Origin of the sequence: Massilia hydrophila (assembly GCF_020208145.1) — a bacterium.
Classification (GTDB): Bacteria; Pseudomonadota; Gammaproteobacteria; order Burkholderiales; family Burkholderiaceae_D; genus Telluria; species Telluria hydrophila.
In genome coordinates this window covers 208,243-232,944 of the sequence record NZ_JAHYBX010000007.1, presented here as the reverse complement: position 1 = coordinate 232,944, position 24,702 = coordinate 208,243, and the positions used below count along the sequence as shown (strand labels likewise).

23 protein-coding genes are annotated in these 24,702 nt (G+C 67.1%); 11 read left to right on the top strand and 12 right to left on the bottom strand.

What is annotated here, in order from left to right; genetic code table 11:
* Positions 1 to 988: ADP-ribosylglycohydrolase family protein (locus LE190_RS16840; RefSeq protein WP_225239782.1), on the top strand; the 988-nt coding region annotated here is incomplete at its 5' end.
* 354 nt (positions 989 to 1,342) lie between these two features.
* Entirely contained in the window at positions 1,343 to 2,002 is a 660-nt protein-coding gene (locus LE190_RS16835) for a DUF2076 family protein (RefSeq protein WP_225239781.1), read from the top strand.
* A gap of 18 nt (positions 2,003 to 2,020) precedes the next feature.
* Here LE190_RS16835 and LE190_RS16830 read toward each other — a convergent pair whose 3' ends face one another.
* The 5 genes from LE190_RS16830 to LE190_RS16810 form a co-directional block, all read right to left on the bottom strand.
* Positions 2,021 to 2,791, bottom strand: coding sequence for a LytR/AlgR family response regulator transcription factor (locus LE190_RS16830; RefSeq protein WP_225239780.1), 771 nt, complete (start codon positions 2,789 to 2,791; stop codon positions 2,021 to 2,023).
* Positions 2,791 to 3,681: a sensor histidine kinase gene (locus tag LE190_RS16825; RefSeq protein ID WP_225239779.1), complete on the bottom strand. Its 891-nt coding sequence runs from the start codon at positions 3,679 to 3,681 to the stop codon at positions 2,791 to 2,793. Before LE190_RS16825 ends, LE190_RS16830 begins: the two co-directional genes overlap by 1 nt.
* Before the next feature lie 3 nt (positions 3,682 to 3,684).
* On the bottom strand, positions 3,685 to 3,936 hold the full coding sequence (locus LE190_RS16820) for a hypothetical protein (RefSeq protein ID WP_225239778.1): 252 nt from the start codon (positions 3,934 to 3,936) through the stop codon (positions 3,685 to 3,687).
* A gap of 131 nt (positions 3,937 to 4,067) precedes the next feature.
* Entirely contained in the window at positions 4,068 to 4,724 is a 657-nt protein-coding gene (locus LE190_RS16815; RefSeq protein ID WP_225239777.1) for a TonB family protein, read from the bottom strand.
* Positions 4,721 to 5,278 (bottom strand): GNAT family N-acetyltransferase, encoded by a 558-nt coding sequence (locus tag LE190_RS16810; protein ID WP_225239776.1) that lies wholly within the window; start codon positions 5,276 to 5,278, stop codon positions 4,721 to 4,723. Before LE190_RS16810 ends, LE190_RS16815 begins: the two co-directional genes overlap by 4 nt.
* A gap of 256 nt (positions 5,279 to 5,534) precedes the next feature.
* On the opposite strand from LE190_RS16810, the gene LE190_RS16805 reads away from it, so the two are divergent.
* On the top strand, positions 5,535 to 6,554 hold the full coding sequence (locus LE190_RS16805; protein ID WP_225239775.1) for a PEP-CTERM sorting domain-containing protein: 1,020 nt from the start codon (positions 5,535 to 5,537) through the stop codon (positions 6,552 to 6,554).
* Between the two features lie 80 nt (positions 6,555 to 6,634).
* On the opposite strand, the gene LE190_RS16800 is transcribed toward LE190_RS16805, so the two are convergent.
* Positions 6,635 to 7,267, bottom strand: coding sequence for a TetR/AcrR family transcriptional regulator (locus LE190_RS16800; RefSeq protein ID WP_225239774.1), 633 nt, complete (start codon positions 7,265 to 7,267; stop codon positions 6,635 to 6,637).
* A gap of 7 nt (positions 7,268 to 7,274) precedes the next feature.
* Positions 7,275 to 8,768 (bottom strand): aminotransferase-like domain-containing protein, encoded by a 1,494-nt coding sequence (locus LE190_RS16795; RefSeq protein ID WP_225239773.1) that lies wholly within the window; start codon positions 8,766 to 8,768, stop codon positions 7,275 to 7,277.
* A gap of 164 nt (positions 8,769 to 8,932) precedes the next feature.
* On the opposite strand from LE190_RS16795, the gene aptA reads away from it, so the two are divergent.
* The 8 genes from aptA (at position 8,933) to LE190_RS16755 (ending at position 19,259) form a co-directional block, all read left to right on the top strand.
* Positions 8,933 to 10,249: an omega-aminotransferase AptA gene (gene aptA / locus LE190_RS16790; protein WP_225239772.1), complete on the top strand. Its 1,317-nt coding sequence runs from the start codon at positions 8,933 to 8,935 to the stop codon at positions 10,247 to 10,249.
* A gap of 4 nt (positions 10,250 to 10,253) precedes the next feature.
* Positions 10,254 to 11,759: a CoA-acylating methylmalonate-semialdehyde dehydrogenase gene (locus LE190_RS16785; protein ID WP_225239771.1), complete on the top strand. Its 1,506-nt coding sequence runs from the start codon at positions 10,254 to 10,256 to the stop codon at positions 11,757 to 11,759.
* 23 nt (positions 11,760 to 11,782) lie between these two features.
* The gene (locus tag LE190_RS16780; RefSeq protein ID WP_225239770.1) at positions 11,783 to 13,159 is read left to right on the top strand and encodes an NAD(P)-dependent oxidoreductase; all 1,377 of its coding nucleotides are present in this window, start codon (positions 11,783 to 11,785) and stop codon (positions 13,157 to 13,159) included.
* On the top strand, positions 13,147 to 14,421 hold the full coding sequence (preA, locus tag LE190_RS16775; RefSeq protein ID WP_225239769.1) for an NAD-dependent dihydropyrimidine dehydrogenase subunit PreA: 1,275 nt from the start codon (positions 13,147 to 13,149) through the stop codon (positions 14,419 to 14,421). Before LE190_RS16780 ends, preA begins: the two co-directional genes overlap by 13 nt.
* Positions 14,422 to 14,545: 124 nt before the next feature.
* Positions 14,546 to 16,060, top strand: a complete 1,515-nt coding sequence (locus LE190_RS16770; protein WP_225239768.1) for an NCS1 family nucleobase:cation symporter-1 — start codon at positions 14,546 to 14,548, stop codon at positions 16,058 to 16,060.
* An 11-nt stretch (positions 16,061 to 16,071) separates the two neighbouring features.
* Positions 16,072 to 17,463: a dihydropyrimidinase gene (gene hydA / locus LE190_RS16765; RefSeq protein ID WP_225239767.1), complete on the top strand. Its 1,392-nt coding sequence runs from the start codon at positions 16,072 to 16,074 to the stop codon at positions 17,461 to 17,463.
* A gap of 11 nt (positions 17,464 to 17,474) precedes the next feature.
* A complete protein-coding gene (locus LE190_RS16760; protein WP_225239766.1) occupies positions 17,475 to 18,713 on the top strand; it encodes a Zn-dependent hydrolase in 1,239 nt (412 codons plus the stop codon).
* Between the two features lie 75 nt (positions 18,714 to 18,788).
* Positions 18,789 to 19,259 (top strand): MgtC/SapB family protein, encoded by a 471-nt coding sequence (locus tag LE190_RS16755; protein ID WP_225239765.1) that lies wholly within the window; start codon positions 18,789 to 18,791, stop codon positions 19,257 to 19,259.
* 14 nt (positions 19,260 to 19,273) lie between these two features.
* Here LE190_RS16755 and LE190_RS16750 read toward each other — a convergent pair whose 3' ends face one another.
* The 5 genes from LE190_RS16750 to LE190_RS16730 form a co-directional block, all read right to left on the bottom strand.
* Entirely contained in the window at positions 19,274 to 19,918 is a 645-nt protein-coding gene (locus LE190_RS16750; protein ID WP_225239764.1) for a response regulator, read from the bottom strand.
* Positions 19,915 to 21,171, bottom strand: a complete 1,257-nt coding sequence (locus tag LE190_RS16745) for a sensor histidine kinase (protein ID WP_225239763.1) — start codon at positions 21,169 to 21,171, stop codon at positions 19,915 to 19,917. Before LE190_RS16745 ends, LE190_RS16750 begins: the two co-directional genes overlap by 4 nt.
* A gap of 68 nt (positions 21,172 to 21,239) precedes the next feature.
* A complete protein-coding gene (locus tag LE190_RS16740; protein ID WP_225239762.1) occupies positions 21,240 to 21,830 on the bottom strand; it encodes a porin family protein in 591 nt (196 codons plus the stop codon).
* Between the two features lie 93 nt (positions 21,831 to 21,923).
* Positions 21,924 to 23,675 carry an allantoate amidohydrolase gene (locus LE190_RS16735; protein ID WP_225239790.1) on the bottom strand — a complete coding sequence of 584 codons (1,752 nt, stop codon included), beginning with the start codon at positions 23,673 to 23,675 and terminating at the stop codon, positions 21,924 to 21,926.
* An 85-nt stretch (positions 23,676 to 23,760) separates the two neighbouring features.
* Entirely contained in the window at positions 23,761 to 24,696 is a 936-nt protein-coding gene (locus LE190_RS16730; protein WP_224945185.1) for a LysR substrate-binding domain-containing protein, read from the bottom strand.
* Positions 24,697 to 24,702 lie beyond the last annotated feature (6 nt).

Genomic DNA, 24,702 nt, shown 5'->3' with positions numbered 1-24,702 from the left:
GTGCATCCGCATTCGGCGCTCGGCTACAAATCGCCACGGATGTTTAGGAAAGAGCGACGCCGTCAGGCTCTGGAAACTGACGCTAAATAGGCATCAGGCTGTGTCCGGGAAAAGCGGGGCAAGATCAGGAGTGCCATTGGAATTCAGTCATCGCGACAGCATGCATGTGACGGACATCATCGGCGGCGGCCCGTTTAAGCTACAGCCTGGATATTGGACTGACGACACCAGTATGGCCTGCTGCATGGCCTATAGCTTGTTGAAACGCGACGGCTTCGATGCTGCGCATCACATGGAGTCTTACTCCTACTGGTACCGATACGGCGCGTTTGAGCCCTCAGGAAAGTGTTTTGACATCGGGATAACGACGCGTGAGGCAATAGAGAAATATTTAGCAACAGGGAATCCGTATAGCGGAAGCGCGGATCCCAGAGCCGCCGGCAATGGCTCGTTGATGCGGCTGGCGCCTGTCGTTCTCTTCTACTTTGGAGACTTCGAGAAGACCATACATTTTGCAGCCGAAAGTTCCAAGCTTACCCATCAGGCGCCTGAGGCAGTGGACGCGTGTCGCTACTTTGCCGCCTTGCTCTATGGGGCATTGAATGGCGAAACCAAGGACGTCTTGTTGCAGGACCTCTATACGCCTGTTCCAGGTTTTTGGAAAGAGCGGCCATTGTCTCCGGCTATTGAGGCGATCGCCCGCGGGTCATATCGAAATAAACCGCGTGAGCAGATTTCGTCTACCGGTTATGTTGTTCATACGCTCGAGGCAGCCCTGTGGGCATTTAATCGGCACGACGATTTCCGCTCGACGCTTCTCGCTGCAGTGAACCTTGCGGGTGATTCGGATACGATCGGCGCGGTCTGTGGCCAATTGACAGGTGCGTTTCATGGGGAAACGGGCATACCCGCCGAATGGATAGTAAAAATGCATGCCGCTCAAGCTCCCTACCACTTTACTGAGGATTTCTTGTCGCTGCGGGCATAGGCTTAGGTGGACGTTTGACTTTCTCCTAGCTCGGGCTGGCGTCTCATTCCGGGGGGCGCATTGGCATTCGTCCAAGCCTTGGCATTCCTATCCATCTGTTTAAGGCTCTGATAACGATGCATCGGTTGCTCGGCCGTAGACCTTGTCTCGCCGTCGAGCATCTAGCGCCAGTCCAAGTATTTCGATAACTAGCAGCGCCATAGGGACCGTTCTAGGTAAGCGATCTACAGGGAAGTCCTTGGTTTAGGATGGAAAGGCAACGCCTGCCAGCTACGCGCTGCCGTACTGGCCTTGAAATCACCATATCCTCCTCAACATGCAGTTTTAACCACGTTTTCGATGAGGAGCACCAGCATGAGCCCATCCGATACACAGAAACTGCACGATTTCCTCGGCCAACTGGTTCAGGCCCAGGGCATTCAGAAGGATCCCGACGCCGAGGCCCTGATCGCCCGCGCCGTCGCGCAACAGCCCGACGCCGCCTATCTGCTGGTCCAGCGCGCGCTGTTGATGGAGCAGGCCCTGGACAGCGCGCGCGACCGGATCGCCGCGCTGGAGCAGCAGGTGCAGCAACAGCAGGGGCAGGGCGGCGGCGGATTCCTCGATCCCTATTCGTGGGGCAGGCAGCGGCACGCACGCCATTCCGCATCCCGCCACATGCACTACCAGCACGCCTCGCCCGGCGCGATGGGACGCGGCATGGGCGGTTTCCTGGGCGGCGGAGGAGGATTGCTGGGGTCGATTGCTGCCACCGCGGCCGGCGTGGCAGCCGGCAGCTTCCTGTTCCACGGCCTGGATAACATGTTCCATGACCATGGGGGCAACAGTGGCGCTCACCTGCTGGGCGGCGAGGGACTTGCGGGCGCAGGCGACTTGTCGAGCAGCACACTGGCGGACCAGGCCGGCCTGGGTGACATCGGCAGCGGAAACAGCCTGCTCGGCGATGAAGGCGGGCTGGATGGCAACGGCGGCTTCTTCGACGGCGACGGCTCGGACGACGGCCTGTTCGGCTGAACGTCCGCGCAGGGCGGCCTACATCTGCTGGAACAGATGCCCGTGGTTGCGGCTCACTTCCAGTTCGCCGGGGAAGTCGCGCAGCCTGAGCATCTGCCGTCCGCGCGCATCGCGGTAGACCTCGGCGATCGCGTCGACCCGCACCAGGGTCGAGCGGTGGATGCGCCAGAATTCGTCCGGATCCAGTTCGTCCGCCAGTTCCTTCAGGGTCTTGCGGATCAGGAGCTGGGCGGTGGCGGTCTGCACGCAGGTGTACTTGTCATCGGCCTGGAAATACAGGATCTCGCGCGTGCTCACCATGCGCAGGCTGCCACCCACCTGGGCCTGGATCCAGCGCAGGTAGTTCGGCCTGGCTTCGCTGCTGCCCTTGAGCAGCGAGCCCAGTTCGGCCAGCTGGGCGCCGATGTCCTGGGGCGCGCGCGTCAGGCGCGCGCGCAGGCGCTCGCAGGTGGTCTGCAGGCGCGTGGGCGATACGGGTTTGAGCAGGTAGTCGATCGCGCCCTGTTCGAAGGCGTCCAGCGCGTACTGGTCATAGGCGGTGGCGAACACGATGTGGCAGCGGTTGTAGAGCTGGCGCGCGGCGTCGATGCCGCCCATGCCGGGCATGCGGATGTCGAGGAAGGCAATGTCCGGCCCGTGCTGTGCGGCCAGGGCCAGCGCCTCGCTGCCGTTCGCGGCCTCGGCCACGATGCGCAGCTCGGGCCAGGCTTCGCGTAGGCGCATGCGCAACTGGTCGCGCATCGGCGCCTCGTCGTCGGCAATCAGGGCGGTGGGGGCTTGTACCGTCATCAGTCGAACTCCGTCATCCTGTAGGGCAGGCGGATCGAGGCGCAGGCGCCACCGCCAGGGGGCATCTCGATCACCAGTTCGGCATCCTTCCCGTACAGCAGGGCCAGGCGCTCGCGGATGTTGGCCAGGCCCACGCCTTCGTCGGCATGGACGTCGATGCCGACGCCATCATCGCATACGTCCACGTGCAGCGTGGCGACTTCGACGTGGGCGCGGATCGTGATGGTGCCGCCGGCCACCTTGGGTTCCAGGCCATGCTTGATCGAGTTTTCGATCAGGGTCTGCAGCATCATCGGCGGGAAGGGCGCGCTGCCGAGGAAGTCCGGCACCTCGAAGCGCACCTGCAGGCGTTCCTTCATGCGTGCCTGCATGATCGCCAGGTAGGCTTTCGACAGCTCGACCTGCTTGCCCAAGGTGCCACCGCCCTTGGTGCGCATCTGCGGCAGCGAGGAGCGCAGGTAGTCGATCAGGTGCGCATGCACGCGCGCCGCTTCCTTCGGATCGGTCTCGATCAGCTGGCCGATCAGGGCCAGGGTATTGAACAGGAAGTGCGGTTCGACCTGGGCCTGCAGCGTGGCCATCTGCGCTTCCATCAGGCGCCGCTCGAGCGTGGCCACGTTGGCCTTGTCGGCCGCCTCGCGCGCGGTGAGCTCGGCGCGGCGCTTGCCGCCGGCCAGCACCTTGACCCCGAACGAGATCAGGATGAACCACACGGCCGGTTCGGTCAGCTGGAAGGAGATGCCGAAGATGAAGACCAGGAACCAGGTCACGTACAGCTTGCGCCACTCGACCAGGGCCAGCCAGTCGAAGAAGCTCCACCACAGGGTGCTGGCTTCGCTGACGGCTTCGCGCACGAAGTCGAGCGCGCGGTTGATCGGGGCGGCGCGCATGGCTTACTCCACGATCTGGGCAGGACGGGTGCCGAACAGCGCCGCCGCGACCAGTTTCAGCAGCAGGAACCCGACGAACAGGGTCAGCGCCAGCGGGATGATGGTCAGGAGGCAGGCCAGGACCACCGACACCACCAGCAGGGATGGCCAGGGCAGGGCGGCCACGGTGCGTGCGCCGCTGCGCAGGGCGCGGTGGGTCTGGCGGCCGACCTGTTTCATATCGGCGATGAAGGTATCGAAGCGGGAGGGTTTCATGCGGTTTCCTTTGCTGGAGTGGATGAGGCCACTCTAGGGAAGCTGGGCAGGATGCGCCATCGCCATCCGACGAACGGTCGAAAACATGGGCCTGGTGGCAGCGCAGGGCGATGAACGGGAAGCTCCGCTTCTCACTTTCGGGAGAGTTTCGCCGCTTCGCGCTGCATGGCCGATAACAGCCTGTCCCCCGGCCGGCCGGCGCAGGCGGCGATGGCGGCGGCCGCGATCGCGCCGCGCTCTTGCGTGCTTGGCATGATTTGCGGGCCGGGCGGCGTGAAGGGCAGCAGGTCCAGCGCCATCTTCACGACTTCCATGTCGCTGGCCTGGCGGCCTGGATGGGCAGCCAGGAACCAGGCCTTGTCGGTATTGAAATCGGCGCAGGTCTTGGCAGGCAGGGTGGATGGGCTGTCCTTGCTGAAGCGGAAAGGTACCAGCACCTCGGACGGCGCCACCCCCTGCCTGGCCGGCGCATACGGATAGGAACGCGCCAGCGCCAGCGCGGCCTGGTCGAGTTCCGGAGAACCCGACGAACTGTCGACCGCCACGGTGCCCGCCTTGCCCTGCGCGGTCACGCTGACGCGCACCACCACCCGGCCCTGCACTCCGCGCGCGGCCAGCCCGGGTGGGTAGGCGGCGTCGCCGGGACGGACCGGGGTGTCGGCCTCGCGCACCTGGGCGGCGGGCCGGGCCAGCGTGTCGCTCGCGAGCGCGAAGCCAGCCTGGGCCCAGGCAGCGCTGGACAAGCCGGCGCAGGCCAGGAGCGTGAACGCGAAGGGGGATGGCGTCATGGACGTTCGTTCCAGTAGCGGCGCAACAGGCCGTAGTTGACGGTATCGGCCATCTCGCCGTGCACGAACCAGCGCTCCGGCATATAGCCTTCCTTGCGGAAGCCGAGCCGCTCCAGGACGGCGGCCGAGGCGCCGTTGCGCGGGTCGATGTCGGCTTCGATGCGGTTCAGGTCCAGTCCCTGGAATGCGTAGCCGATTGCCGCCTCCAGCGCCTCGCTGGCGTAGCCCCGGCCCCAGTGCCCGCTGGCGAGCGCGTAGCCGATCTCGCAGCGCCGGTTCTGGGCGAAGAAATGGTGCAGGTTGACCGTGCCGACCAGGGCGCCAGTGTCGGCCAGCACGATCCCGAAGCGCACCTCGGACTGCGCGCGATAGCTGTCGAGCGCGCGCGCGATGGCCTGTTCCGCGAACGCGACCGAGGTCCAGGGTTCGGCGCTCCAGTAGCGCACCACGGCCGGGTCGGAAAAGACGGCGAACAGGGCCTCGGCATCGGTGGCCACGAGCGGGCGCAGGACAAGCCGGGCGGTAGCAAGGGTGGGCGTCGGGTAGCTGGACATGGCGGGAATCATAACATTGCCTTGCGGTGCCGCTCCGCGGGATGGAAGGCGAAGCCTTAATAAACGTAGGTGGTATAGCCGTTTCATGTATCGCCAGCACTGCCTGCTCATGCGACACCAACGCATTGCCCTGACCTGCTTCGTTTTTGCTTAAAACACCTCGCTCCCCTGAAGGGACATGACAATATGCAAATAGAAATATTTTCCTTGCAATATTCTGGAGGCTAAACCTTTCCAACTATTTGCGGGAGCAAACATGTCTTCGATTCGCCGGTCCTTATTCATGTCCATGGTGCTGTTTAGCGGGGTTATCACTTGCGCACAAGCAATTCCGCGATACGTCGCATCTTCGCTGCATGACATGCCCAATGCCATGGTGGACGGCATCAACAATGCAGGACAGGCATTCGGAACGATGCACGAGGGAAGAGACTATTTCGTGGCGAGCAATGGGGTCTTGAACATTTTCCGGCGCCAGGTGGGTATCGTGACCAGCATCGATGTCAATGACGCTGGTGTGATGTTGTACGAAAAAAAGTTGCGCTATGCGGATGGGTCAACGGTTGACGTGCCCGAGGACTCCTATGCCATTAACAACCACGGTCAGGTGGCCGCCAGTCTGGGCCGGGTTGGCGCGGGTGGTCCGAACAATTATGCGGCACTCATTTCGCCAGGCGGGGGGACCCTCCTTGCCGGTATCGACCGTGCCTGGAACCACCCGATGGACATCAACGACCATGGCGTCATGGTGGGGTATTCGATTCGTCGGGGTACGTTTCCGACAATGTACGCGAATGGCCAGTCACGCCTGCTGGAAACTTTTGGGGATGGGGAAGGATATGCCCGGGCAATCAACAATCATGGCTTCGCGGTCGGCGAAACGGGTGGCTACGCCGCCTTGTGGAACCCGGATGGCAGCTTGCTGGTCAACCTGGGAGAAATGCTGAAAGCACGCTTCGGCAGCGATGACCCGGACTTTTACAGTACTGCCTACGGGATCAACAATGTTGGAGAAGTGGTCGGCGAGTACGGAAGATTCAATGGTTTCCTGTATAGCGGCGGCGAGCTCTATGACCTGGGTGAGATTGCCAGTGGTTTCACCGGTGCCGTGGTCGATATCAACGACCAACACCAGATCGCCGTCAGAGGCTGGGGCAGCAGCTACGTATTGAACCTGGCCGGACCGCTGGTGCAACCGGTGCCTGAGCCGTCCACCTACATGCTGCTTCTGGCTGGCCTGCTCGCCCTCGCACTCCTGCGGCGCAGGAAAGGGTAATCTGATCGCCTGGGGACGACCCAGGCATGCACTGATCAATGCGCGACGCCGGCCCTGACACGCGTTCAGGCAAAGCTGCCTTACGCTTGCCTGGCCAGCGCCCGCACCACCATGTCGCCGATCAGCTGCTCGGCATTCGCGAAGTCGCCGCCCGTCAGTTCGGGCCGCTCCAGCACCAGCGTCATCTGCGCGGCGAAGTCGGCATACGATTGCGTCATGGCCCACAGCGCGAACAGCAGGTGGGTGGCGTCCACGCGCGCGATGCGCCCCTGCGCCATCCAGCGCTCGAAGACCTCGATGTCACGTTGCAGCAGGGGCACCACGCGCGTGCGAATCTGCTCGCCGTAGAACTTGGCGCCGCCGATGACTTCCATCGCATACACGCGCGAAGCCCAGGGTTGCTCGCGCGAGAAACGCAGCTTGGCGGCAACGTAGGCGCGCAGAACGTCCTCCGGTTCGCCGTCCGCATCGGCCAGGTGGGCCATGCGCGCCAGCCAGTCGTCCAGCACCTCGTCCAGCACGCGCCGGTACAGGCCATGCTTGGTGGGAAAGTAGTAGAGCAGGTTCTGCTTCGAGATGCCGGCCCGTTCCGCCACGGCGGCGATGGTGCTGCCCTCGAAGCCGCACTCGGCGAACAGGCGGGTGGCAGCGGCCAGGATCGCGCTTTCCAAGCGGTCGCGCCGGGCCGGCGCGTCGTTCACCTTGATATCCATGGATTCCTCAGCCTTGGGCGCGTTGGGTGTGCAGGAAGTGGATCAGTTGCGGATCGGCCGCATAGGCGGCATTGAAGCGGAACCAGATGCCGCTGGTCGGGCGCTGGGTAAAGAACTCGCCCGGCGCCAGCAGGATGCCGGCCTTCAGCGCGGCGTCGGCGATGGCGCGGCCATTGCGGCTGGCGCACGGCGCTTCCGGCCAGCCGGCGCTGACGAACATGCCGCCGCGCGGCGCCGCCAGCGGCCGCATGCCGACTTGGCGCAGGGCGTCCAGGGTGCGTTCGCGCGCGTCGTCCAGCTGCGCGGCGAGGCGCTCGACCATGCGCCGGTAGCCGCGCGTGCCGGTGGCGTGCAGCACCGCGCGCTCGTTGATCTCCGAAGTCGTCAGGCCGGTCAGCATCTTCACCCGCAGCAGTTCCGGCAACAGCGAGCGCGAGGCGCACAGCGAGCCCACGCGCAGCACCGGCGACAGGGTCTTGGAAAAGCTGCCGACCCGGATCACGCGCCGCAGCCCGTCCATCGCCGCCAGCGAGGCGTCGCCCGGCTGCGCCAGTTCGCGGTAGATGTCGTCCTCCACCAGCCAGAAGTCGAACTGCTCGGCCAGGGCCAGCAGCCGGTGCGCCTGCGCCTGCGACAGCGAGGTGCCCAGGGGATTCTGCAGCACCGTGTTGACGAACATGAGCTTGGGATGCAGCAGCGCGGCCTGGCGCGCCAGCTCCTCCATGTCCAGGCCCGCTTCGCCGCGCGCGATGCCGACCGGGATGCAGCCGTGGTGGCGCACCAGCGACAGCAAATTGCCGTAGCCGGGATCTTCGACCAGCACCACGTCGCCCGGCCGGGTCAGGGTGCGTAGTACCAGGTCGAAAGCATGGGTGGCGCCGTTGGTGAGCAGGAGCTGGTCCGGCTCGACCGCGAACAGCTCGCTGGTCAGGCTGGCGGCCAGCTGCTGGCGCAGCGCCGGAAAACCGAGCGGATGGCCGTAGCCGCGCAGCCGGCTGGCCGGGATCTTCATCGCATGCCGCACGGCGTCGAGGATCGTGCTTTCGCCATACCATTCCGGCGGCAGCCAGCCGGCGCCGACCGCCAGGGTGTCGCCCTGGCCGCTGTACAGGTCGGGCGCCAGGGCGTCGATCTCGGACTGCAGGCTGGGCTGGGAGGGCAGGGGGGAACAGGCCTGGGGCAGGCTGCGCGCAACGAAGAAGCCTGACCCACGGCGCGAGGACAGCAGGCCGAGCTGGTGCAGGCGCTCGTAGGCCTCGACCACCGTGAAGGTGCTCACGCCGTTGCATTTTGCGAATTGTCTAACCGATGGCATCCTGGTGCCGGCGCCGAGCTGGCGCTCGCTTACCATCGCCGAGATGGCCGCGACGATCTGGTCCACCAGGCTGCCGCGCTTGCTGCGCTCGATGGCGAGCAGCGGCCATGCCGCCGCCGGCGCTGGATCCGGCGCCGGCCGCAAGGAATCGGAAGGAAGGACCTCTGCAAGAACAGCTGCTTTCATCGCCACCACTCCACGCCTGGGTTGAAACTGTACAGGCAGGCTTGCCTGTACGGTTGGTCGCTTTTGCCCTTGGTGTATCTGTGCCAGTGTTGCCTTGCTGACTATTATTGATCAATATTTTGCCAACTGGTAAAAATTTTTCGCCTCCATGGCGGGGAGAAGTCATGAACGAATCCAGGCCCGCATCGATGTCGGCATTTTGGATGCCATTTACGAACAACCGCGATTTCAAGGCCAGCCCGCGCCTGCTCGTGTCCGCCGAAGGCATGTATTACCAGGATGTGGACGGCAACCGGGTGCTGGACGGCACCGCCGGCCTGTGGTGCGTCCCCTGTGGCCACGCCCAGCCGCGCATCACCCAGCGCGTCAGCGAGATGGTCGGCCAGCTCGACTTCGCCCCCACCTTCCAGATGGGCCACCCGGCCGCGTTCGACTTGGCGGAACAATTGATGGAGTACACCGGCCACAAGTTCGGCCACGTGTTCTATACCAATTCCGGCTCCGAGGCGGTGGACACGGCGCTGAAGATCGCGCTGGCCTACCACCGGGCGCGCGGGGAGGGCAGCCGCACCCGCCTGATCGGCCGCGAGCGCGGCTACCACGGGGTCGGCTTCGGCGGCCTGTCGGTGGGCGGCATCGGCAACAACCGCAAGAGCTTCGGCCCGCTGCTGCCGGGCGTGGACCACCTGCCGCACACGCACAACCTGCAGAAGAACGCTTTCTCGCGCGGCGAACCGGACTTCGGCGCCGAGCTGGCCGACGAACTCGAACGCCTCGTCACGCTGCACGACGCCTCCACCATCGCGGCGGTGATCATCGAACCGGTGTCCGGCTCCACCGGCGTGCTGGTGCCGCCCAAGGGCTACCTCAAGCGCCTGCGCGAGATCTGCGACCGGCACGGCATCCTGTTGATCTTCGACGAAGTGATCACCGGCTTCGGCCGCCTGTGCACGCCGTTTGCCAGCGACTACTTCGGCGTCGAGCCCGACATGATGACCACCGCCAAGGGTCTGACCAATGGCGTGGTGCCGATGGGCGCCGTGTTCTCCAAGCGCTTCATCCACGACGCCTTCATGGAAGCCCCGCCCGGCATCGAGCTGTTCCACGGCTACACCTATTCCGGCCACCCGCTGGCCTGCGCCGCCGGCCTGGCTACGCTGGAAGTGCTGCGCGAACAGGGCATCGTCGAGAACGCGGCCGCGCAGCAAGCCTATTTCGAGGATGCGCTGCACACGCTGCGCGGCCTGCCGCACGTGATCGACCTGCGCTCGATCGGCCTGGTGGCCGGCATCGAACTCGCGCCGATTCCCGGCAAGCCCGGCGCGCGCGCCTTCAGCGCCTTCAAGAAGGCTTTTGCTGATGGCATCCTGATCCGCGTGACGGGCGACATCATCGCGCTGTCGCCGCCGCTCATCCTGGACAAGCAGCACATCGACGAATTGTTCGGCAAACTGGCCAACGTACTCCAACACCTGGACTGAACCCATGAACCTGATTTCCCATTTCATCGACGGCCAGCTGACGCATGCGGAAGGCACGCGCCAGGCCGACGTCTTCAACCCGGCGCGCGGCGAGCCCTGCGCGCGCGTCGCTCTGGCCGAGCCGCGCGACGTCGATGCGGCCGTCGGCGCCGCCCTCAAGGCCTTCCCGGCCTGGGCCGCCACCCCGCCGCTGGCGCGTGCCCGCATTCTCTTCAAGTACCTGCAGCTGTGCCAGCAGCACGTCGACGAGTTCGCGGCCATGGTGGTGCGCGAGCATGGCAAGACCTTCGCCGATGCGCAGGGCGAGGTGGCGCGCGGCATCGAAGTGGTCGAGTTCGCGGTCGGCATTCCGCAACTGCTCAAGGGCGAATTCACCGACCAGGTGGCGCGCGGCATCGATGCCTGGTCGATGCGCCAGCCGCTGGGCGTGGTGGCAGGCATCACGCCCTTCAATTTTCCCGTGATGGTGCCGATGTGGATGTTCCCGGTCGCCCTCGCATGCGGCAATACCTTCGTGCTGAAACCCTCCGAGCGCGACCCGTCTGCTTCGCTGCTGCATGCGCGCCTGCTGAAGGAAGCGGGCTTGCCGGACGGCGTGTTCAACGTGGTGCAGGGCGACAAGGTGGCGGTCGATGCGCTGCTCGACCATCCGGACGTGCAGGCCATCAGCTTCGTCGGTTCGACCCCGATCGCCGAAACCATCTATGCGCGCGGCTCGGCCGCCGGCAAGCGGGTGCAGGCCCTGGGCGGCGCCAAGAACCACATGGTGGTGATGCCGGACGCCGACATGGCGATGGCGGTCGATGCCCTGGTCGGCGCCGCCTACGGCTCGGCCGGCGAGCGCTGCATGGCGATCTCGGTGGCGGTGGCGGTGGGCGACGCCGGCGACCGGCTGGTCGCCGCCCTGGCCGAGCGCACGGCAAGCCTCAAGATCGGCGACGGCATGGCCGAGGGCGCCGAAATGGGACCGGTGATCACGGCCGCCGCGAGGGAGCGCATCGAGCGCCTGATCGGCCAGGGCGTGGAGCAGGGCGCCACGCTGGTGGTGGACGGCCGCGGCCACCGGGTGGACGCCTGCCCGAACGGCTTCTTTGTCGGCGGCACCCTGTTCGACCAGGTCACGCCGGACATGACGATCTACCAGGAAGAAATCTTCGGTCCGGTGCTGTGCGTGGTGCGCCTGCCGGACGTGGGCAGCGCGGTGGAACTCATCAACGCCAACGAATACGGCAATGGCGTGGCCATCTTCACCCGCGACGGCGGCGTGGCGCGCGAATTCGTGCGCCAGATCGAGGTCGGCATGGTGGGCGTGAACGTGCCGCTGCCGGTGCCGATGGCCTTCAACAGCTTCGGCGGATGGAAGCGCAGCCTGTTCGGCGACCACCATGCCTACGGTCCCGAAGGGGTGCGCTTCTATACCCGCCACAAGGCGGTGATGGAGCGCTGGCCGGCGCCGGGCAACAGCGGTGCCGGCGGCGGAGCGCAGTTCGCCTTCCCGCAGATGAAGTAGGGCCTACCAGGAAAGGGATGTCCATGATCGACTCACTCCAGCACCTGCCGCCCGCTGCAGGCTCGAACGGCGAGCTGGCCGCGCAGTTCACCGACCTGGCGCCGCCGCTCACCGCGCGCCAGGCGGCTGTCGAGGCGGCGCGCTGCCTGTACTGCTACGACGCGCCCTGCATGAATGCCTGCCCGACCGGCATTGACGTCGCCGGGTTCATCAAGAACGTCCACGACGGGAACATCGATGGCGCCGCGTACGGCATCCTGCAGGCCAACATCTTCGGCGGCAGCTGCGCCCGGGTCTGCCCCACCGAGATCCTGTGCGAGGCTGCCTGCGTGCGCAACAACCCGGCCGAGCGCGAGCCGGTGCGCATCGGCCTGCTGCAGCGCCATGCGCTCGACAACGCGCGCTTTGCCGGCCATCCCTTCCAGCGCGCGCCGGCGACCGGCAAGGTGATCGCGGTTGTGGGCGCCGGCCCGGCCGGCCTGTCCTGCGCGCACCGCCTGGCCATGCTGGGCAACGAGGTGGTGGTCTACGAGGCGCGTCCGAAGGCGGGCGGCCTGAACGAATACGGCATCGCCAAGTACAAGCTGCCCGGCGACTTCGCCCAGCAGGAGGTGGACTTCCTGCTGGCGATCGGCGGCATCCGCATCGAGCATGGCCGGCGCCTGGGGGAGAACCTAGGTCTGGCCGAGCTGCACACCCGCTACGACGCGGTCTTCCTCGGCATCGGTTTGCAGGCCAGCCGCGCCCTTGGCCTGGCGGGAGAAGACGCGCCCGGCCTGCTGGCGGCGATCGACTACATCGCCGCGCTGCGCCAGGCCGGCGACCTGGCGCGGCTGCCGGTACCGCGGCGCGCGATCGTGATCGGGGCCGGCAACACGGCCATCGACATGGCGGTGCAGATCAAGCGCCTCGGCGCCGAAGACGTGACCCTGGTCTACCGCCGCGGCCTGGAATCGATGAGCGCCACCGGCCACGAGATCGAGATCGCCAAGGCGCACTACGTGCGCATCCGCACCTGGGCCGCACCGCTCGAGGTGCTGCTCGACGAGGCGGGGCGGGTGGCCGGCATGCGCTTCGAGCAGACCCGCATGGAAGAAGGACGGCTGGTGCGTACCGGAGGAATCATCGAGATCGCGGCGGACGCCGTGTTCAAGGCCATCGGCCAAGGCATGAGCGGGGAAGGCTTCCAGGAACCCTTGGCGCGTGAACTATCGCGTGAGGGCGAGCGGATCTGGGTGGACGAGCGCTTCCGCACCGCGCTGCCCGGCATCTACGCCGGCGGCGACTGCATCGCCCCGGGCCAGGACCTGACCGTGCAGGCGGTCCAGCACGGCAAGCTGGCCGCCATCAGCATCCACCAGGACATCCAGCAACGAGCGGAGGCAGCATGGCCGACCTGAGCATCGATTTCTGCGGCATCAAGAGCCCGAACCCCTTCTGGCTGGCGTCCGCGCCGCCGACCGACAAGGCCTACAACGTCGTGCGCGCCTTCGAGGCCGGCTGGGGCGGCGTGGTGTGGAAGACCCTGGGCGAGGATCCGCCGGCGGTCAACGTGTCTTCGCGCTACTCGGCCCACTACGGCAAGAACCGCGAGGTGATCGGCTTCAACAACATCGAACTGATCACCGACCGCAGCCTGGAGATCAACCTGCGCGAAATCACCGAGGTAAAAAAAGCCTGGCCCGACCGTGCCCTGGTCGTGTCCCTGATGCTGCCCTGCGAGGAGGCGCCCTGGGCCGCGATCCTGCCGCTGGTGGAAGCCACCGGGGCCGACGGCATCGAACTGAACTTCGGCTGCCCGCATGGCATGCCCGAGCGCGGCATGGGCGCGGCGGTGGGACAGGTGCCGGACTACGTGCGCATGGTCACCGCCTGGTGCAAGAAGCACACGCGCCTGCCGGTGATCGTCAAGCTCACGCCCAACATCACCGACGTGCGCCATCCGGCGCGGGCCGCCCTGGCCGGCGGCGCCGACGCGGTCTCGCTGATCAACACCATCAATTCGATCACCCACCTCGACCTCGAGCGCATGGTGGCGCATCCGGTCGTGGGCGGGGCCAGTACCCACGGCGGCTACTGCGGTTCGGCGGTGAAGCCGATCGCCCTGAACATGGTGGCCGAGATCGCGCGCGACCCGGCCACGCGCGGCCTACCGATTTCCGGCATCGGCGGCATCGGCAGCTGGCGCGACGCGGCCGAGTTCATCGCGCTCGGCGCCGGCAGCGTGCAGGTATGCACGGCGGCGATGCTGCATGGTTTCCGCATCGTCGAAGAGATGAAGGACGGCCTGTCGCGCTGGATGGACAGCCAGGGCTATGCCAACATCGCCGCCTTTTCGGGCCGGGCGGTTCAGAACACCACCGACTGGAAATACCTGGACATGAACTACCAGGTGGTTGCCCGGATCGACCAGGACACCTGCATCAAGTGCGGCAAGTGCTACGTGGCCTGCGAGGACACCTCGCACCAGGCGATCGCGCGCGCGGTGGACGCCGGAGGCACCCGCCGCTACGAGGTGATCGCATCCGAATGCGTGGGCTGCAACCTGTGCGAGATCACCTGTCCGGTACAGGACTGCATCAGCATGGTGCCGCAGGATACCGGCAAGCCCTACATGAACTGGACCCAGGATCCGCGCAATCCAAGGGCCGAGGTCGTGTAGGGTGGGCAGAGGATCTGCGCACCCTACCGCTTCCGACACCGCGGTAAAAGAAGCCCGCACCTCTGTACCGACGATTGCGCTACACTCGCTTGCCCACCCCGCAACCGACGAGGAGAGTCCGACCGTGACCACGCATCACAGCGCGCCCCCAGGCGCAAGCAGCGAACTCTGGAACCACGACCTGGCGCCGACCACGGCCGCTCAGCGCAGCTGGCGCTGGTATCACTTCGCGGCCCTGTGGGTCGGCATGGTGATCAGCATCCCGGCCTACATGCTGGCGGCCAGCCTGATCGAAAGCGGCATGTCGGCCTGGCAGGCGGTGGCCACGGTGTTCCTGGCGAACGTGATCGTGCTGCTGCCGATGCTCCTGATCGGCCACGCCGGCACCAAGTACGGCATCCCCTACGCGGTGCTGGCGCGCGCGTCCTTCGGCACCCGCGGCGCCCGCCTGCCGGCACTGATGCGGGCGGTGGTGGCCTGCGGCTGGTACGGCATCCAGACCTGGTTCGGCGGCAGCATGATCTACACCCTGCTCGGGGTCCTGACGGGCAGCCCGATCGGCGGCGAGAATCTTCCTGGCCTGGGCATCAACCTGGGCCAGCTGGCCTGCTTCCTCGGCTTCTGGGCGCTGCAGATGTACTTCATCGTGCACGGCATGGAATCGATCAGGAAGCTGGAAACCTATACCGCGCCGCTGAAGATCGCGATCTGCTTCCTGCTGCTGTGGTGGGTATACGACAAGGTGGGCGGCTTCGGTCCGCTGCTCGACCAGCCTTCGCAGTTCGTTGCGGGCGGCGCCAAGGCCGGCCTGTTCTGGAGCGTGTTCTGGCCCTCGCTGACGGCGATGATCGGCTACTGGGCCACGCTGGCCCTGAACATTCCCGACTTTACCCGCTTCGCCAAGACCCAGCGCGACCAGGTCGTCGGCCAGACGCTCGGCCTGCCGCTGCCGATGGCCCTGCTGGCGGCGCTGGCCGTCACCGTCACCTCGGCCACCATCGTCCTGTACGGCAAGGCCCTGTGGGACCCGGTGGACGTGGCCAGCCGGATGACCGGCGTGGCGGTGCTGGTGGCGCTGCTGATCCTGATGATCGACACCGCCAGCGTCAACCTGGCCGCCAACCTGGTCGGCCCCGCCTACGACTTCTCGGCGCTGGCGCCGCGCCGCATCTCCTACCGCACCGGCGGCTACATCACGGCCGGCATCGCGCTCGCCATGATGCCCTGGAAGATACTCGAGACCACGCAGAACTACATCTTCATCTGGCTCACCGGCTACTCGGCCCTGCTCGGGCCGATCGCCGGCATCATGATCGTTGACTACTACCTCATCCGCAAGACCGAGCTCGATGTCGAACGCCTGTACCGGGAAGGCGAGGTGTACTCGTACCGGGGCGGCTGGAACATCGCCGCGCTGCTGGCCTTCGCCGCCGGCGTGCTGCCGAACCTGCCGGGCTTCCTCAACGCGGCGCTGCCGAACGCCTTCCCCGACGTGGGCGAGGCCTTCAAGACCATCTACACCTACGCCTGGTTCGTCGGCGTGGTGATCGCGGCCCTGGTCTATGGGCTGATGATGAAGGGCCGCACCGTGCCGGCGCCGGCACGGGCGAGCGAAGCTGTCAATCACTCTCCAAGCTGAAGGGAACGGCCATGACGACAATGATCCGGGGCGGCACCGTGGTGAACGCCGACCGCGCATTCCGCGCGGACGTGCTGTGCGAAGGCGACAAGATCGTGGCGGTGGGCGAGCGTCTCGAGGCGCCGCCGGGGGCCACGATCGTCGATGCCGGCGGCCAGTACGTGATGCCGGGCGGGATCGACACCCATACCCACATGCAGCTGCCCTTCATGGGGACGGTCACCGCAGACGACTTCTACACCGGCACCGCGGCCGGGCTGGCGGGCGGCACCACCACCATCATGGACTTCGTGATTCCCGACCCGCAGCAGTCGCTGCTCGAGGCTTTCCACACCTGGCGCGGCTGGGCGGAAAAGTCGGCGGGCGACTACACCTTCCACGTGGCCGTCACCTGGTGGGACCGCTCCGTGCATGAAGAGATGGGCACGCTGGTGCGCGAGCATGGCGTGAACAGCTTCAAGCACTTCATGGCCTACAAGAACGCGATCATGGCCGACGACGAGACCCTGGTGAACAGCTTCCGGCGCGCGCTGGAACTGGGCGCGATTCCCACCGTGCACGCAGAGAACGGGGAACTGGTCTACCAGCTGCAGCAGGAGCTGCTGGCGCGCGGCATCCGTGGCACCGAGGCGCATCCGCTCTCGCGCCCGCCGGAAGTGGAAGCGGAAGCGGCCAACCGCGCGATCGCCATCGCGAACGTGCTGGGCACCCCGGTCTACATCGTCCATGTGTCCTGCGCCGAGTCGCTCGATGCGATCGCCCGCGCGCGCGCCAAGGGCCAGCGCGTGTATGGCGAAGCGCTGGCCGGCCACCTGGTGATCGATGACAGTGTGTACCGCCATCCGGACCCCGACTTCGCGCGCGGCCACGTGATGAGTCCACCGTTTCGCAGCCGCCATCACCAGGACGCGCTATGGCAGGGCCTACGCGGTGGCAACCTGCACACCACGGCCACCGACCACTGCACTTTCTGCGCCGAGCAGAAGGCAGCCGGCAAGGACGATTTCACGAAGATCCCGAACGGCTGCGGCGGCGTCGAGGAACGCATGGCCGTGGTGTGGGACGCGGGCGTCAACAGCGGCCTGCTCACGCCTTCCGAATTCGTGCGCGTGACCTCGACCAATGCGGCCCAGATCTTCAACATGTATCCGCGCAAAGGCATCGTCGCCCCTGGCGCGGATGCCGACCTGGTGGTGTGGGACCCGCAGGGCAGCCGCACCATCTCGGCCGCCACCCAGCATGCGAAGGGCGGCTTCAACGTGTTCGAAGGCCGCACGGTGCGCGGCGTGCCGACCCATACCATCGCCGCCGGCAAGCTGGTATTCGCGCGCGGCGAACTGCGCGCCGAGCGCGGAGCGGGGCGCTATGTCGCGCGGCCCGCCTTCACCTCCACCACGGCCTGAAGGAGCACGGCATGAACGAACTGCGCATCAATGGCGAGCGCCTGTGGCGGTCGCTGATGGACCTGGCCGCGATCGGCGCCACCGAGAAGGGCGGCGTCAAGCGCCTGGCCCTGACCGACCTCGATCGCCAGGGCCGCGACCTGGTAGTGGAATGGGCACGCGCGGCCGGACTGTCGATCACGGTCGACCAGATCGGCAACGTCTTCATGCGCCGCGAAGGGCGCAACGCCTCCTTGGCACCGATCGTCACCGGCAGCCATGTCGACACCCAGCCGACCGGCGGCAAGTTCGACGGCAACTATGGCGTGCTGGCCGGGCTCGAAGTGGTGCGTACCCTCAACGAGCGCAACATCCAGACCGACGCGCCGATCGAGGTCGCGTTCTGGACCAACGAGGAAGGCTCGCGCTTCGTGCCGGTGATGATGGGTTCCGGTGTGTTCTGCGGCGCCTTCAGCCTGGAGACCGCCTATGCGGCGCGCGACCTGGAGGGTCGTACCGTCCGCGAGGAGCTGGAACGCATCGGCTACCTGGGCGAGCAAGTGCCGGGCAAGCACCCGATCGGCGCCTATTTCGAGACCCACATCGAACAGGGCCCGGTACTGGAAGACGCGGACAAGGTGATCGGCGTGGTGCCGGCCGTGATGGGCCTGTCGTGGTACGACTGCGTGGTGACCGGGATGGAAGCGCATGCCGGTCCGACCCCGATGGGCCTGCGGCGCGACGCGCTCCAGGTGGCCACCACCATCATGCAGGAGACGGTGAACATCGCGCACCGCTATCCGCCCTATGGGCGCGGCACGGTGGGCATGGTGCAGGTGTACCCGAACAGCCGCAACGTGATCCCGGGCCAGGTCAAGTTCAGCATCGACCTGCGCAACGTGAACGACGAACTGCTGAACACCATGCACGAGGAGCTGCTGGCCTTCGTGGCCGCCACCCGCAAGGAAAGCGGCCTGGCGATCGAACTCGAACGGGTTTCCTACTATCCGCCTTGCCCCTTCCATCCCGACTGCGTGAACGCGGTGCGCGCCGCCACCGCGAAGCTGGGCTATTCCAGCATGGACGTGGTATCAGGTGCCGGCCACGATGCGATCTACGCGGCGCGCGTGGCGCCGGCCGGGATGATCTTCGTGCCCTGCAAGGACGGCATCAGCCATAACGAGATCGAGGACGCGCAGCCGGGGCACCTGGAGGCGGGCTGCAATGTGCTGCTGCACGCGATGCTGGAGCGGGCCGGGATCGCCGCTTGAGAAGCGCAGGCCGAACGTGGCGACGCGCTTCTTGCACAGATGGCATCATTCCCGGGTAACCTCGGGAGGAAGTGCATGGATTGGCTGGAGCGCAGCTGGCTGACGATACTGAAGGAATTCTCGGACCTGGGCAGCCCCGAGGACATCACCCGCATCGTGCTGCGGCTGATGGTGGCGGTGCTGCTGGGTGGTCTGCTCGGGTATGAACGCGAGACGGTCGGGGCCTCGGCCGGCCTGCGCACCCACATGCTGGTCTCGCTCGGCTCGGCCCTGTTCGTGCTGATTCCGCTGCAGGCGGGGATGGAGATCAGCGATATCTCGCGCGTCCTGCAAGGCATTACCGCCGGCATCGGCTTCATCGGCGCCGGCGCCATCCTCAAACACCACCAGAAGGACGACGTGAAGGGCGTCACCACGGCCGCCAGCGTCTGGCTGACCGCCGCCGTCGGGATCGCCGCCGGCATGGGGCGCGAGGCGACGGCAGTGCTCAGCGCGCTGTTCGCGCTGGTGATCCTGGGCCTGCTGCGGCTGACGCCGAAAAAATAGCGCGCTCCGGCGCACTAGATCAGGCTCAGCTCGATGCCACGCAGGACTGCGCGCACGCGGTCGCGCACCCCGAGCTTCGACAGGATGCTGGAGACGTGATTCTTGACCGTGCCTTCGCTCGCGCCCAGGTGCACGCCGATCTCGGCGTTGCTCAGGCCCGCGGCCATCAGCGCCAGCACGTCTGTCTCGCGCTGCGTCAGCGGGCCGGCGGGCGCGTAGCCCGGCGTGGCGCCTGGCGCCGCCGGGCCGCGCTCGAAGGAGGCGCGGATGCGCTCGGTGAGCGCAGGCCGGAACAGCGTGCCTCCCGCCGCAACGGCGCGGATGCCGTCGGCCAGGCGCTCGAGCGAGATGTCCTTCAACACGAAGCCGCGCGCACCGAGGCGCATCGCTTCGAACAGTGCATCCTCGTCGTCGAAGGTAGTCAGCACGATCGCTGGCGGCAGCGCGCAGCCGGGGGCGCGCAGCAGCTCTATGCCGCCACAGCCCGGCATGCGCACGTCGAGCAGCAGGACGTCGGCCCCGTGCTGCGCCAGGACCTGGCGTGCGCCGACGCCGTCTTCGGCCTCGGCGACCACGCGGATATCGTCGGTCAGGTCGAGCAGGCCGCGGATGCCGCTGCGCACCAGGGTTTGGTCGTCCACCAGCACCACGCGGATCATGCGGCCAGCTCCGCCGCTGGGACGTGCTGCGGCAGGCGCAGCTCGAGCAGGAAGCCGCCGTCCTCCGGGCTGGCGTAGCGCAGTTCTCCGCCCAGCTCGGCCAGGCGCTCGCGCATGCCGCGCAGGCCGTTACCCTCGTCCAGGCCCGGGCCGGACTTGGCCTGGCCGTCGTCGCGTACCCACACCTGGGTGGCGCCATCGCGCAGCAGAAGGCTGATCTCGAGGCGGCGCGCCTGTGCATGGCGCAGGGCATTGGTGACCGCCTCCTGGATGCAGCGGAACAGCGCATGCGCCACCGCCGCCTCGTGGCGCGCCGCGTCCGGGTCGATGTGCAGCGCGACGTCGAGTCCCGGGACGCCGTCGCACAGCAGGCGCAGCGCCTGCTCCAGGTCGATCCCCTGCTCCTGCCTGCTGCTGGAGACGACATTGCGCACCTGGGCCAGCAGCTGGCCGCTGGCATCGCGCGCGATGGACAGGGCGGGCAGCGGCGTGTCACGCGCCTGGCGCAGGGCCAGGTCCAGGTGCAGGTTCAACGCAGTGAGATGGTGGCCGACCGCGTCGTGCAGGTCGCGCGCGATGCGCAGCCGCTCGGCGCCGCGCACGGTGTCGGCCAGCAGCGACTGGGTGGCGACCACCTGCGCGTGCGCCGTGGCCAGCGACTGCCGCATCCGGTGTTCGCGCAGGACCAGGCGCGCGACCACGAAGCCCGCCACGATGACAGTGCGCTCCGCCACCAGGTAGGCCAGCAGCGGCCAGCGCGGTGCTTCGTGCAGCCGCGTGACCAGGTCCAGCACCAGCAGGGTGTCCACGCCGACGCCGGCCAGGTATTGCGCCAGCAGCAGCCATGCCCCGCGGCGCCAGGGCAGCAACATGCCCAGGTGGGCGGCGACCAGCACGTGCAGGGGCAGCGAGTCGAGCAGCACGGCGCACGCAGCCAGGAGGCCAAGCAGGACCGTGCGGCGGCGCAGCGTCCTGGCCACGCAGGCCATGCCCGAGAGTAGGGCAAACAGGCCGCAACCCACCGCCTTGCAGGCCACGAACAGCTGGATCGCGCGCGGCACCTCGCGCGGGTCGAGGCTGCCGCGCCAGTCGCCGGTCATGGCGGCCGACCACAGGCCCAGCGGATTGTGCAGCGAGATGCGCCAGTTGAACGCGGCCGCGACGTCCAGCCCGCCGAACAGCAGCGCCGCCGCGACGGCGATGGTCCAGGGCGGGATGGCTGACAGCTTGCCGGCAGTGGGTGGGTGCGTCATGGCGTGGTCGAAAGTGGGAAGGAAGCGCATTCTAGCGGAAGGCCGGGGGCTACCCGGCCGGGCGCTCGTCAGAAGCCTATTTTCAGGCCGGCCTGCAACTGGCGCTGGCTCAGCTTGTTGCCCTTCTCGCGCACCGTGCCGTAGTGCTCGAATTCGAGCGTGGCGGCAAGCTTCTCGGTGAAGCGGTAGGCCGCGCCGACGCCGAGCATGGGCTTGGCGCCGCTGAGCTTGCGGTCGGCAGCGCCGGCATTGCCGATCTCGAAGCGGCTGTGTGCGACGCCCAGCTTGGCGTGCAGGTCCAGCCTGTCGCTGACTGCGACCGTGCCCTTCGCGGCCAGGTACAGCGCGCGCGAGGACAGGCGCGGTGCGCTCGCCGTGCCATACAGGCGTGGGTCGAACTCGTACTTGCCGGTGGCGCCCGCGAACCCTGCCTCGAGTGCCAGGAAGTCGTTCAGTGCGACGCCGCCATACAGCTTGAGGGGCAGGGGATGGTTCTTGCTGCTGAAGCGCTCGCCGGCGCCGTTCTCGAGGATCGATTTGGACTGGCCGGTGGCCAGGCCGGCATAGAAACGGTTTTCATCCTGCCCGGCGGCGTGGACGGCGCAGGTGGACAGCGTGGCGAGCAGGAACAGGGGTGTGGCAAGGACGTGTTTGTGCATGTGGCTTTCCGATCAGGTTGTCCGCTGCATCACCGAGATGCAGCGTGTACAGCCATTGTCGGCATGCGGCGCGCGCGCCGCATGTGCCATTCGTCATGCATATGCCAGGTCTTTCAGGAAGCCGAGCAGCACCTCGCCTGCGATCTCGGCGTCGTCCGCCGTCATGGTCTCGAGCGGATTATGGCTGATGCCGCCGTTGCCGCAGCGGACGAACAGCATGGCGACCTCGGTGATGCGGGCCATCTCCATCGCGTCGTGCCCGGCGCCGGACAGCAGGTCGAAGCGCGGCAGTCCGGCCGCTTCGATGGCCGCGCCCAGCCTGTTCATCAGGGCCGGCGCGCAGGGCGCGGCATCGGCCTCCACCAGCTTCCACAATTTTTCCTCGATGCCGCGGCGCGCGCAGATGGCGGAGATGCCGGCCAGGATCTCGTCCACGGCCGCCAGACGTTCCTCGTCGCTGGCCGCGCGGATGTCGAGCGACAGGCGGCACGCGCCCGGGATCACGTTGACCGAGCCTTGCGGCACCTCGAGCTGGCCCACGGTGCCGACCAGCGCGCCGCGCCCGCTGCAGCGCGCTTCGACCAGCAGCACGATCTCGGCGGCGGCGGCGGCCGCGTCGCGCCGCATGCCCATCGGCGTGGTGCCCGCGTGGCTGGCCACCCCGGTCAGTTCCACCAGGTAGCGCGAGCTGCCGGCGATCGCCGTCACCACGCCCAGCGGCAGGCCGCGCTCCAGCAGCACCGGGCCCTGTTCGATGTGGACTTCGACAAAGCCCAGCAGCGACGCCGGGTCGCGCGCAATGGCCGGGATGTGCGCCGGATCGTGGCCGGCCGCGCTCAAGGCCTCGCGCATGCTGGTACCGTCGCCGTCGCGCTGCTCGAGCAGGCGCGGATCGAAGCGCCCCGTGATGGCGCTGCTGCCCAGGAAGGTGCTGCGAAAGCGCACGCCTTCTTCTTCCGCGAAGCCGATCACCTCGAGGTGGAAGGGCAGGCGCTCGCCGCGCGCGTGCAGGTGGCGTACCAGGGCGATCGGCAGCAGGATGCCGAGCCGGCCGTCGTACTTGCCGCCGTTGCGCACGGTATCGTAGTGCGAGCCGGTGAGCAGGGTCTTCGCATCGGCCTGCGCCGCCGCGTAGCGTCCGACCACGTTGCCGGCGGCGTCGATATGGGCCTCCATGCCGGCCTCGCGCATCCAGTCGCGCAGCTGGGCGGCGCTGCGCCGGTGCGCGTCCGTCATGTAGGCGCAGGTGAGCTGGCCCTCGGCATCGCTGATCGCGCCCAGGGTTTCGGCCCAGTCCATGACCTGCGCACCGAAGCGCTGTTCGACCTGCAGCAGCGCATTCAGGCGGATCTCGGCGATGCGATGCACCTGGCGCAGGCATTCGCGCATCTCGTCGCCATGGGTATTGCCGAGGCGGCGCGCAAAGGCGGCGATGATGGCGGCGCGGCTCAAGCCGCGCCCGGTCGGACCCTTCACGGCCAGGATGAAGGGAAAGCCGAATTTGTCGCGGTACCGCGCGTTCAGGTCCTGCAGCGTGGCGAATTCGGCGGGACTGCAGCGATCCAGGCCGGACGCCGCCTGCTCGCCGCTCGATTCGGCCGTGAGTGTTCCGGCGATCGCCGCCTTGCCGGCCAGCTCGGGGTGGGCGCGCAGCAGCGCCAGCTGTGCGTCCTCGCTTGCTTCCGTCACCACGGCCTGCAAGGCCTGCTTCAGGGCGGCCAGGCTGGCGAAGGGCCGCAGTGCGGCGGCGCGCGCCGCGATCCAGGGTGAGTGTTCGTAGATGCCCGCCAGGGCCTCGACGAAGGCATCAGGAGGGAAGCTGTTCAGCTGCGGCAGTGTGGTCATGGCGGGCGGCGTGGGCGTCGCTTGGTTGGAGTAGGACATGATAAATCCGGCCGGCCGTTCGCTTATATGCCTGTCCGCATAAGCGCTATTTCGCCAGGGCGCGCGCGGCCAGGCTGACCTGGTCGCGCAGCCACTTGTGTTCCGGCGACTGGTGTACGCGCTGGTGCCATAGCTGGTAGAAGCGCATCGGCGGAAACTTGACCGGTACCGTGAAGCTCTTGAGCGGCAAGGTGCGTTCGTAGAAGCGGATGAACTGGCGCCCGGTGGTCAGTACCAGGTCGCTCTGGGTCAGCATGTAGGGGATCACGCCGAAGTAGGGCGACTCGACCGCCACCTTGCGCCGCAGTCCCAGGCGGTCGAGGTGAGCGTCGATTACGCCATGGTAGCCGGGCAGCATCTGCGAGGGCGCCACGTGGGGCAGCGACAGGTAGTCCTCGAGCGTCATCGCGTCGCTTGCCGTGCGCCTGGCATAGGGGCTGTCGGCGCGCATGGTGCAGGTGATCGGGTCTTCGAACAGCTTGGACATGTGCAGGTGCGCGGGCGGTTCGTCCCAGTTGGCGATCACCAGGTCCATCTCGCCGTCGGACAGCATGCGCAGGTAGTCCAGGCCGGGGCCCAGGCTGTGGATCACCACCTTGCTGTTGGGCGAGCCGCGCCGCAAGGCCGCCACCACGCCGGGCAGGAACTGGGTGTCGAGATAGTCCGGCGCCGCGATATGGAAGGTGCGCGCCGCTTCCTCGGGCACGAAGGGCGACTTGCGCACGAACAGGCTCTCGGCTTCGTCCAGGATGCGCTTGGCGGGTTTGAGCAGGCTCTCGCCATGCTGGGTGGGCACCATGCCGCGCGCGCCGCGCACCAGCAGCGGGTCGCCGGTCAGCTCGCGCAACTTGCGCAGCGAGGCCGAGATCGAGGGCTGCGGCTGGTTCAGCTTGAGCGCCACGCGCGAGACGTTCTTCTCCATCAGCAGCAAGTACAGGATGCGGATCAGGTGCAGGTCGAGGTGCAGGGGCAGGCTGGCCATGAGGGT

Excerpts from the sequence above, each read along its gene's own strand:
- LE190_RS16835 (WP_225239781.1), top strand. The coding sequence starts at position 1,343 with ATGAGCCCATCCGATACACAGAAACTGCACGATTTCCTCGGCCAACTG.
- LE190_RS16830 (WP_225239780.1), bottom strand. The coding sequence starts at position 2,791 with ATGACGGTACAAGCCCCCACCGCCCTGATTGCCGACGACGAGGCGCCG.
- LE190_RS16825 (WP_225239779.1), bottom strand. The coding sequence starts at position 3,681 with ATGCGCGCCGCCCCGATCAACCGCGCGCTCGACTTCGTGCGCGAAGCC.
- LE190_RS16820 (WP_225239778.1), bottom strand. The coding sequence starts at position 3,936 with ATGAAACCCTCCCGCTTCGATACCTTCATCGCCGATATGAAACAGGTC.
- LE190_RS16815 (WP_225239777.1), bottom strand. The coding sequence starts at position 4,724 with ATGACGCCATCCCCCTTCGCGTTCACGCTCCTGGCCTGCGCCGGCTTG.
- LE190_RS16810 (WP_225239776.1), bottom strand. The coding sequence starts at position 5,278 with ATGTCCAGCTACCCGACGCCCACCCTTGCTACCGCCCGGCTTGTCCTG.
- LE190_RS16805 (WP_225239775.1), top strand. The coding sequence starts at position 5,535 with ATGTCTTCGATTCGCCGGTCCTTATTCATGTCCATGGTGCTGTTTAGC.
- LE190_RS16800 (WP_225239774.1), bottom strand. The coding sequence starts at position 7,267 with ATGGATATCAAGGTGAACGACGCGCCGGCCCGGCGCGACCGCTTGGAA.
- LE190_RS16795 (WP_225239773.1), bottom strand. The coding sequence starts at position 8,768 with ATGAAAGCAGCTGTTCTTGCAGAGGTCCTTCCTTCCGATTCCTTGCGG.
- aptA (WP_225239772.1), top strand. The coding sequence starts at position 8,933 with ATGAACGAATCCAGGCCCGCATCGATGTCGGCATTTTGGATGCCATTT.
- LE190_RS16785 (WP_225239771.1), top strand. The coding sequence starts at position 10,254 with ATGAACCTGATTTCCCATTTCATCGACGGCCAGCTGACGCATGCGGAA.
- LE190_RS16780 (WP_225239770.1), top strand. The coding sequence starts at position 11,783 with ATGATCGACTCACTCCAGCACCTGCCGCCCGCTGCAGGCTCGAACGGC.
- preA (WP_225239769.1), top strand. The coding sequence starts at position 13,147 with ATGGCCGACCTGAGCATCGATTTCTGCGGCATCAAGAGCCCGAACCCC.
- hydA (WP_225239767.1), top strand. The coding sequence starts at position 16,072 with ATGACGACAATGATCCGGGGCGGCACCGTGGTGAACGCCGACCGCGCA.
- LE190_RS16760 (WP_225239766.1), top strand. The coding sequence starts at position 17,475 with ATGAACGAACTGCGCATCAATGGCGAGCGCCTGTGGCGGTCGCTGATG.
- LE190_RS16755 (WP_225239765.1), top strand. The coding sequence starts at position 18,789 with ATGGATTGGCTGGAGCGCAGCTGGCTGACGATACTGAAGGAATTCTCG.
- LE190_RS16750 (WP_225239764.1), bottom strand. The coding sequence starts at position 19,918 with ATGATCCGCGTGGTGCTGGTGGACGACCAAACCCTGGTGCGCAGCGGC.
- LE190_RS16745 (WP_225239763.1), bottom strand. The coding sequence starts at position 21,171 with ATGACGCACCCACCCACTGCCGGCAAGCTGTCAGCCATCCCGCCCTGG.
- LE190_RS16740 (WP_225239762.1), bottom strand. The coding sequence starts at position 21,830 with ATGCACAAACACGTCCTTGCCACACCCCTGTTCCTGCTCGCCACGCTG.
- LE190_RS16735 (WP_225239790.1), bottom strand. The coding sequence starts at position 23,675 with ATGACCACACTGCCGCAGCTGAACAGCTTCCCTCCTGATGCCTTCGTC.
- LE190_RS16730 (WP_224945185.1), bottom strand. The coding sequence starts at position 24,696 with ATGGCCAGCCTGCCCCTGCACCTCGACCTGCACCTGATCCGCATCCTG.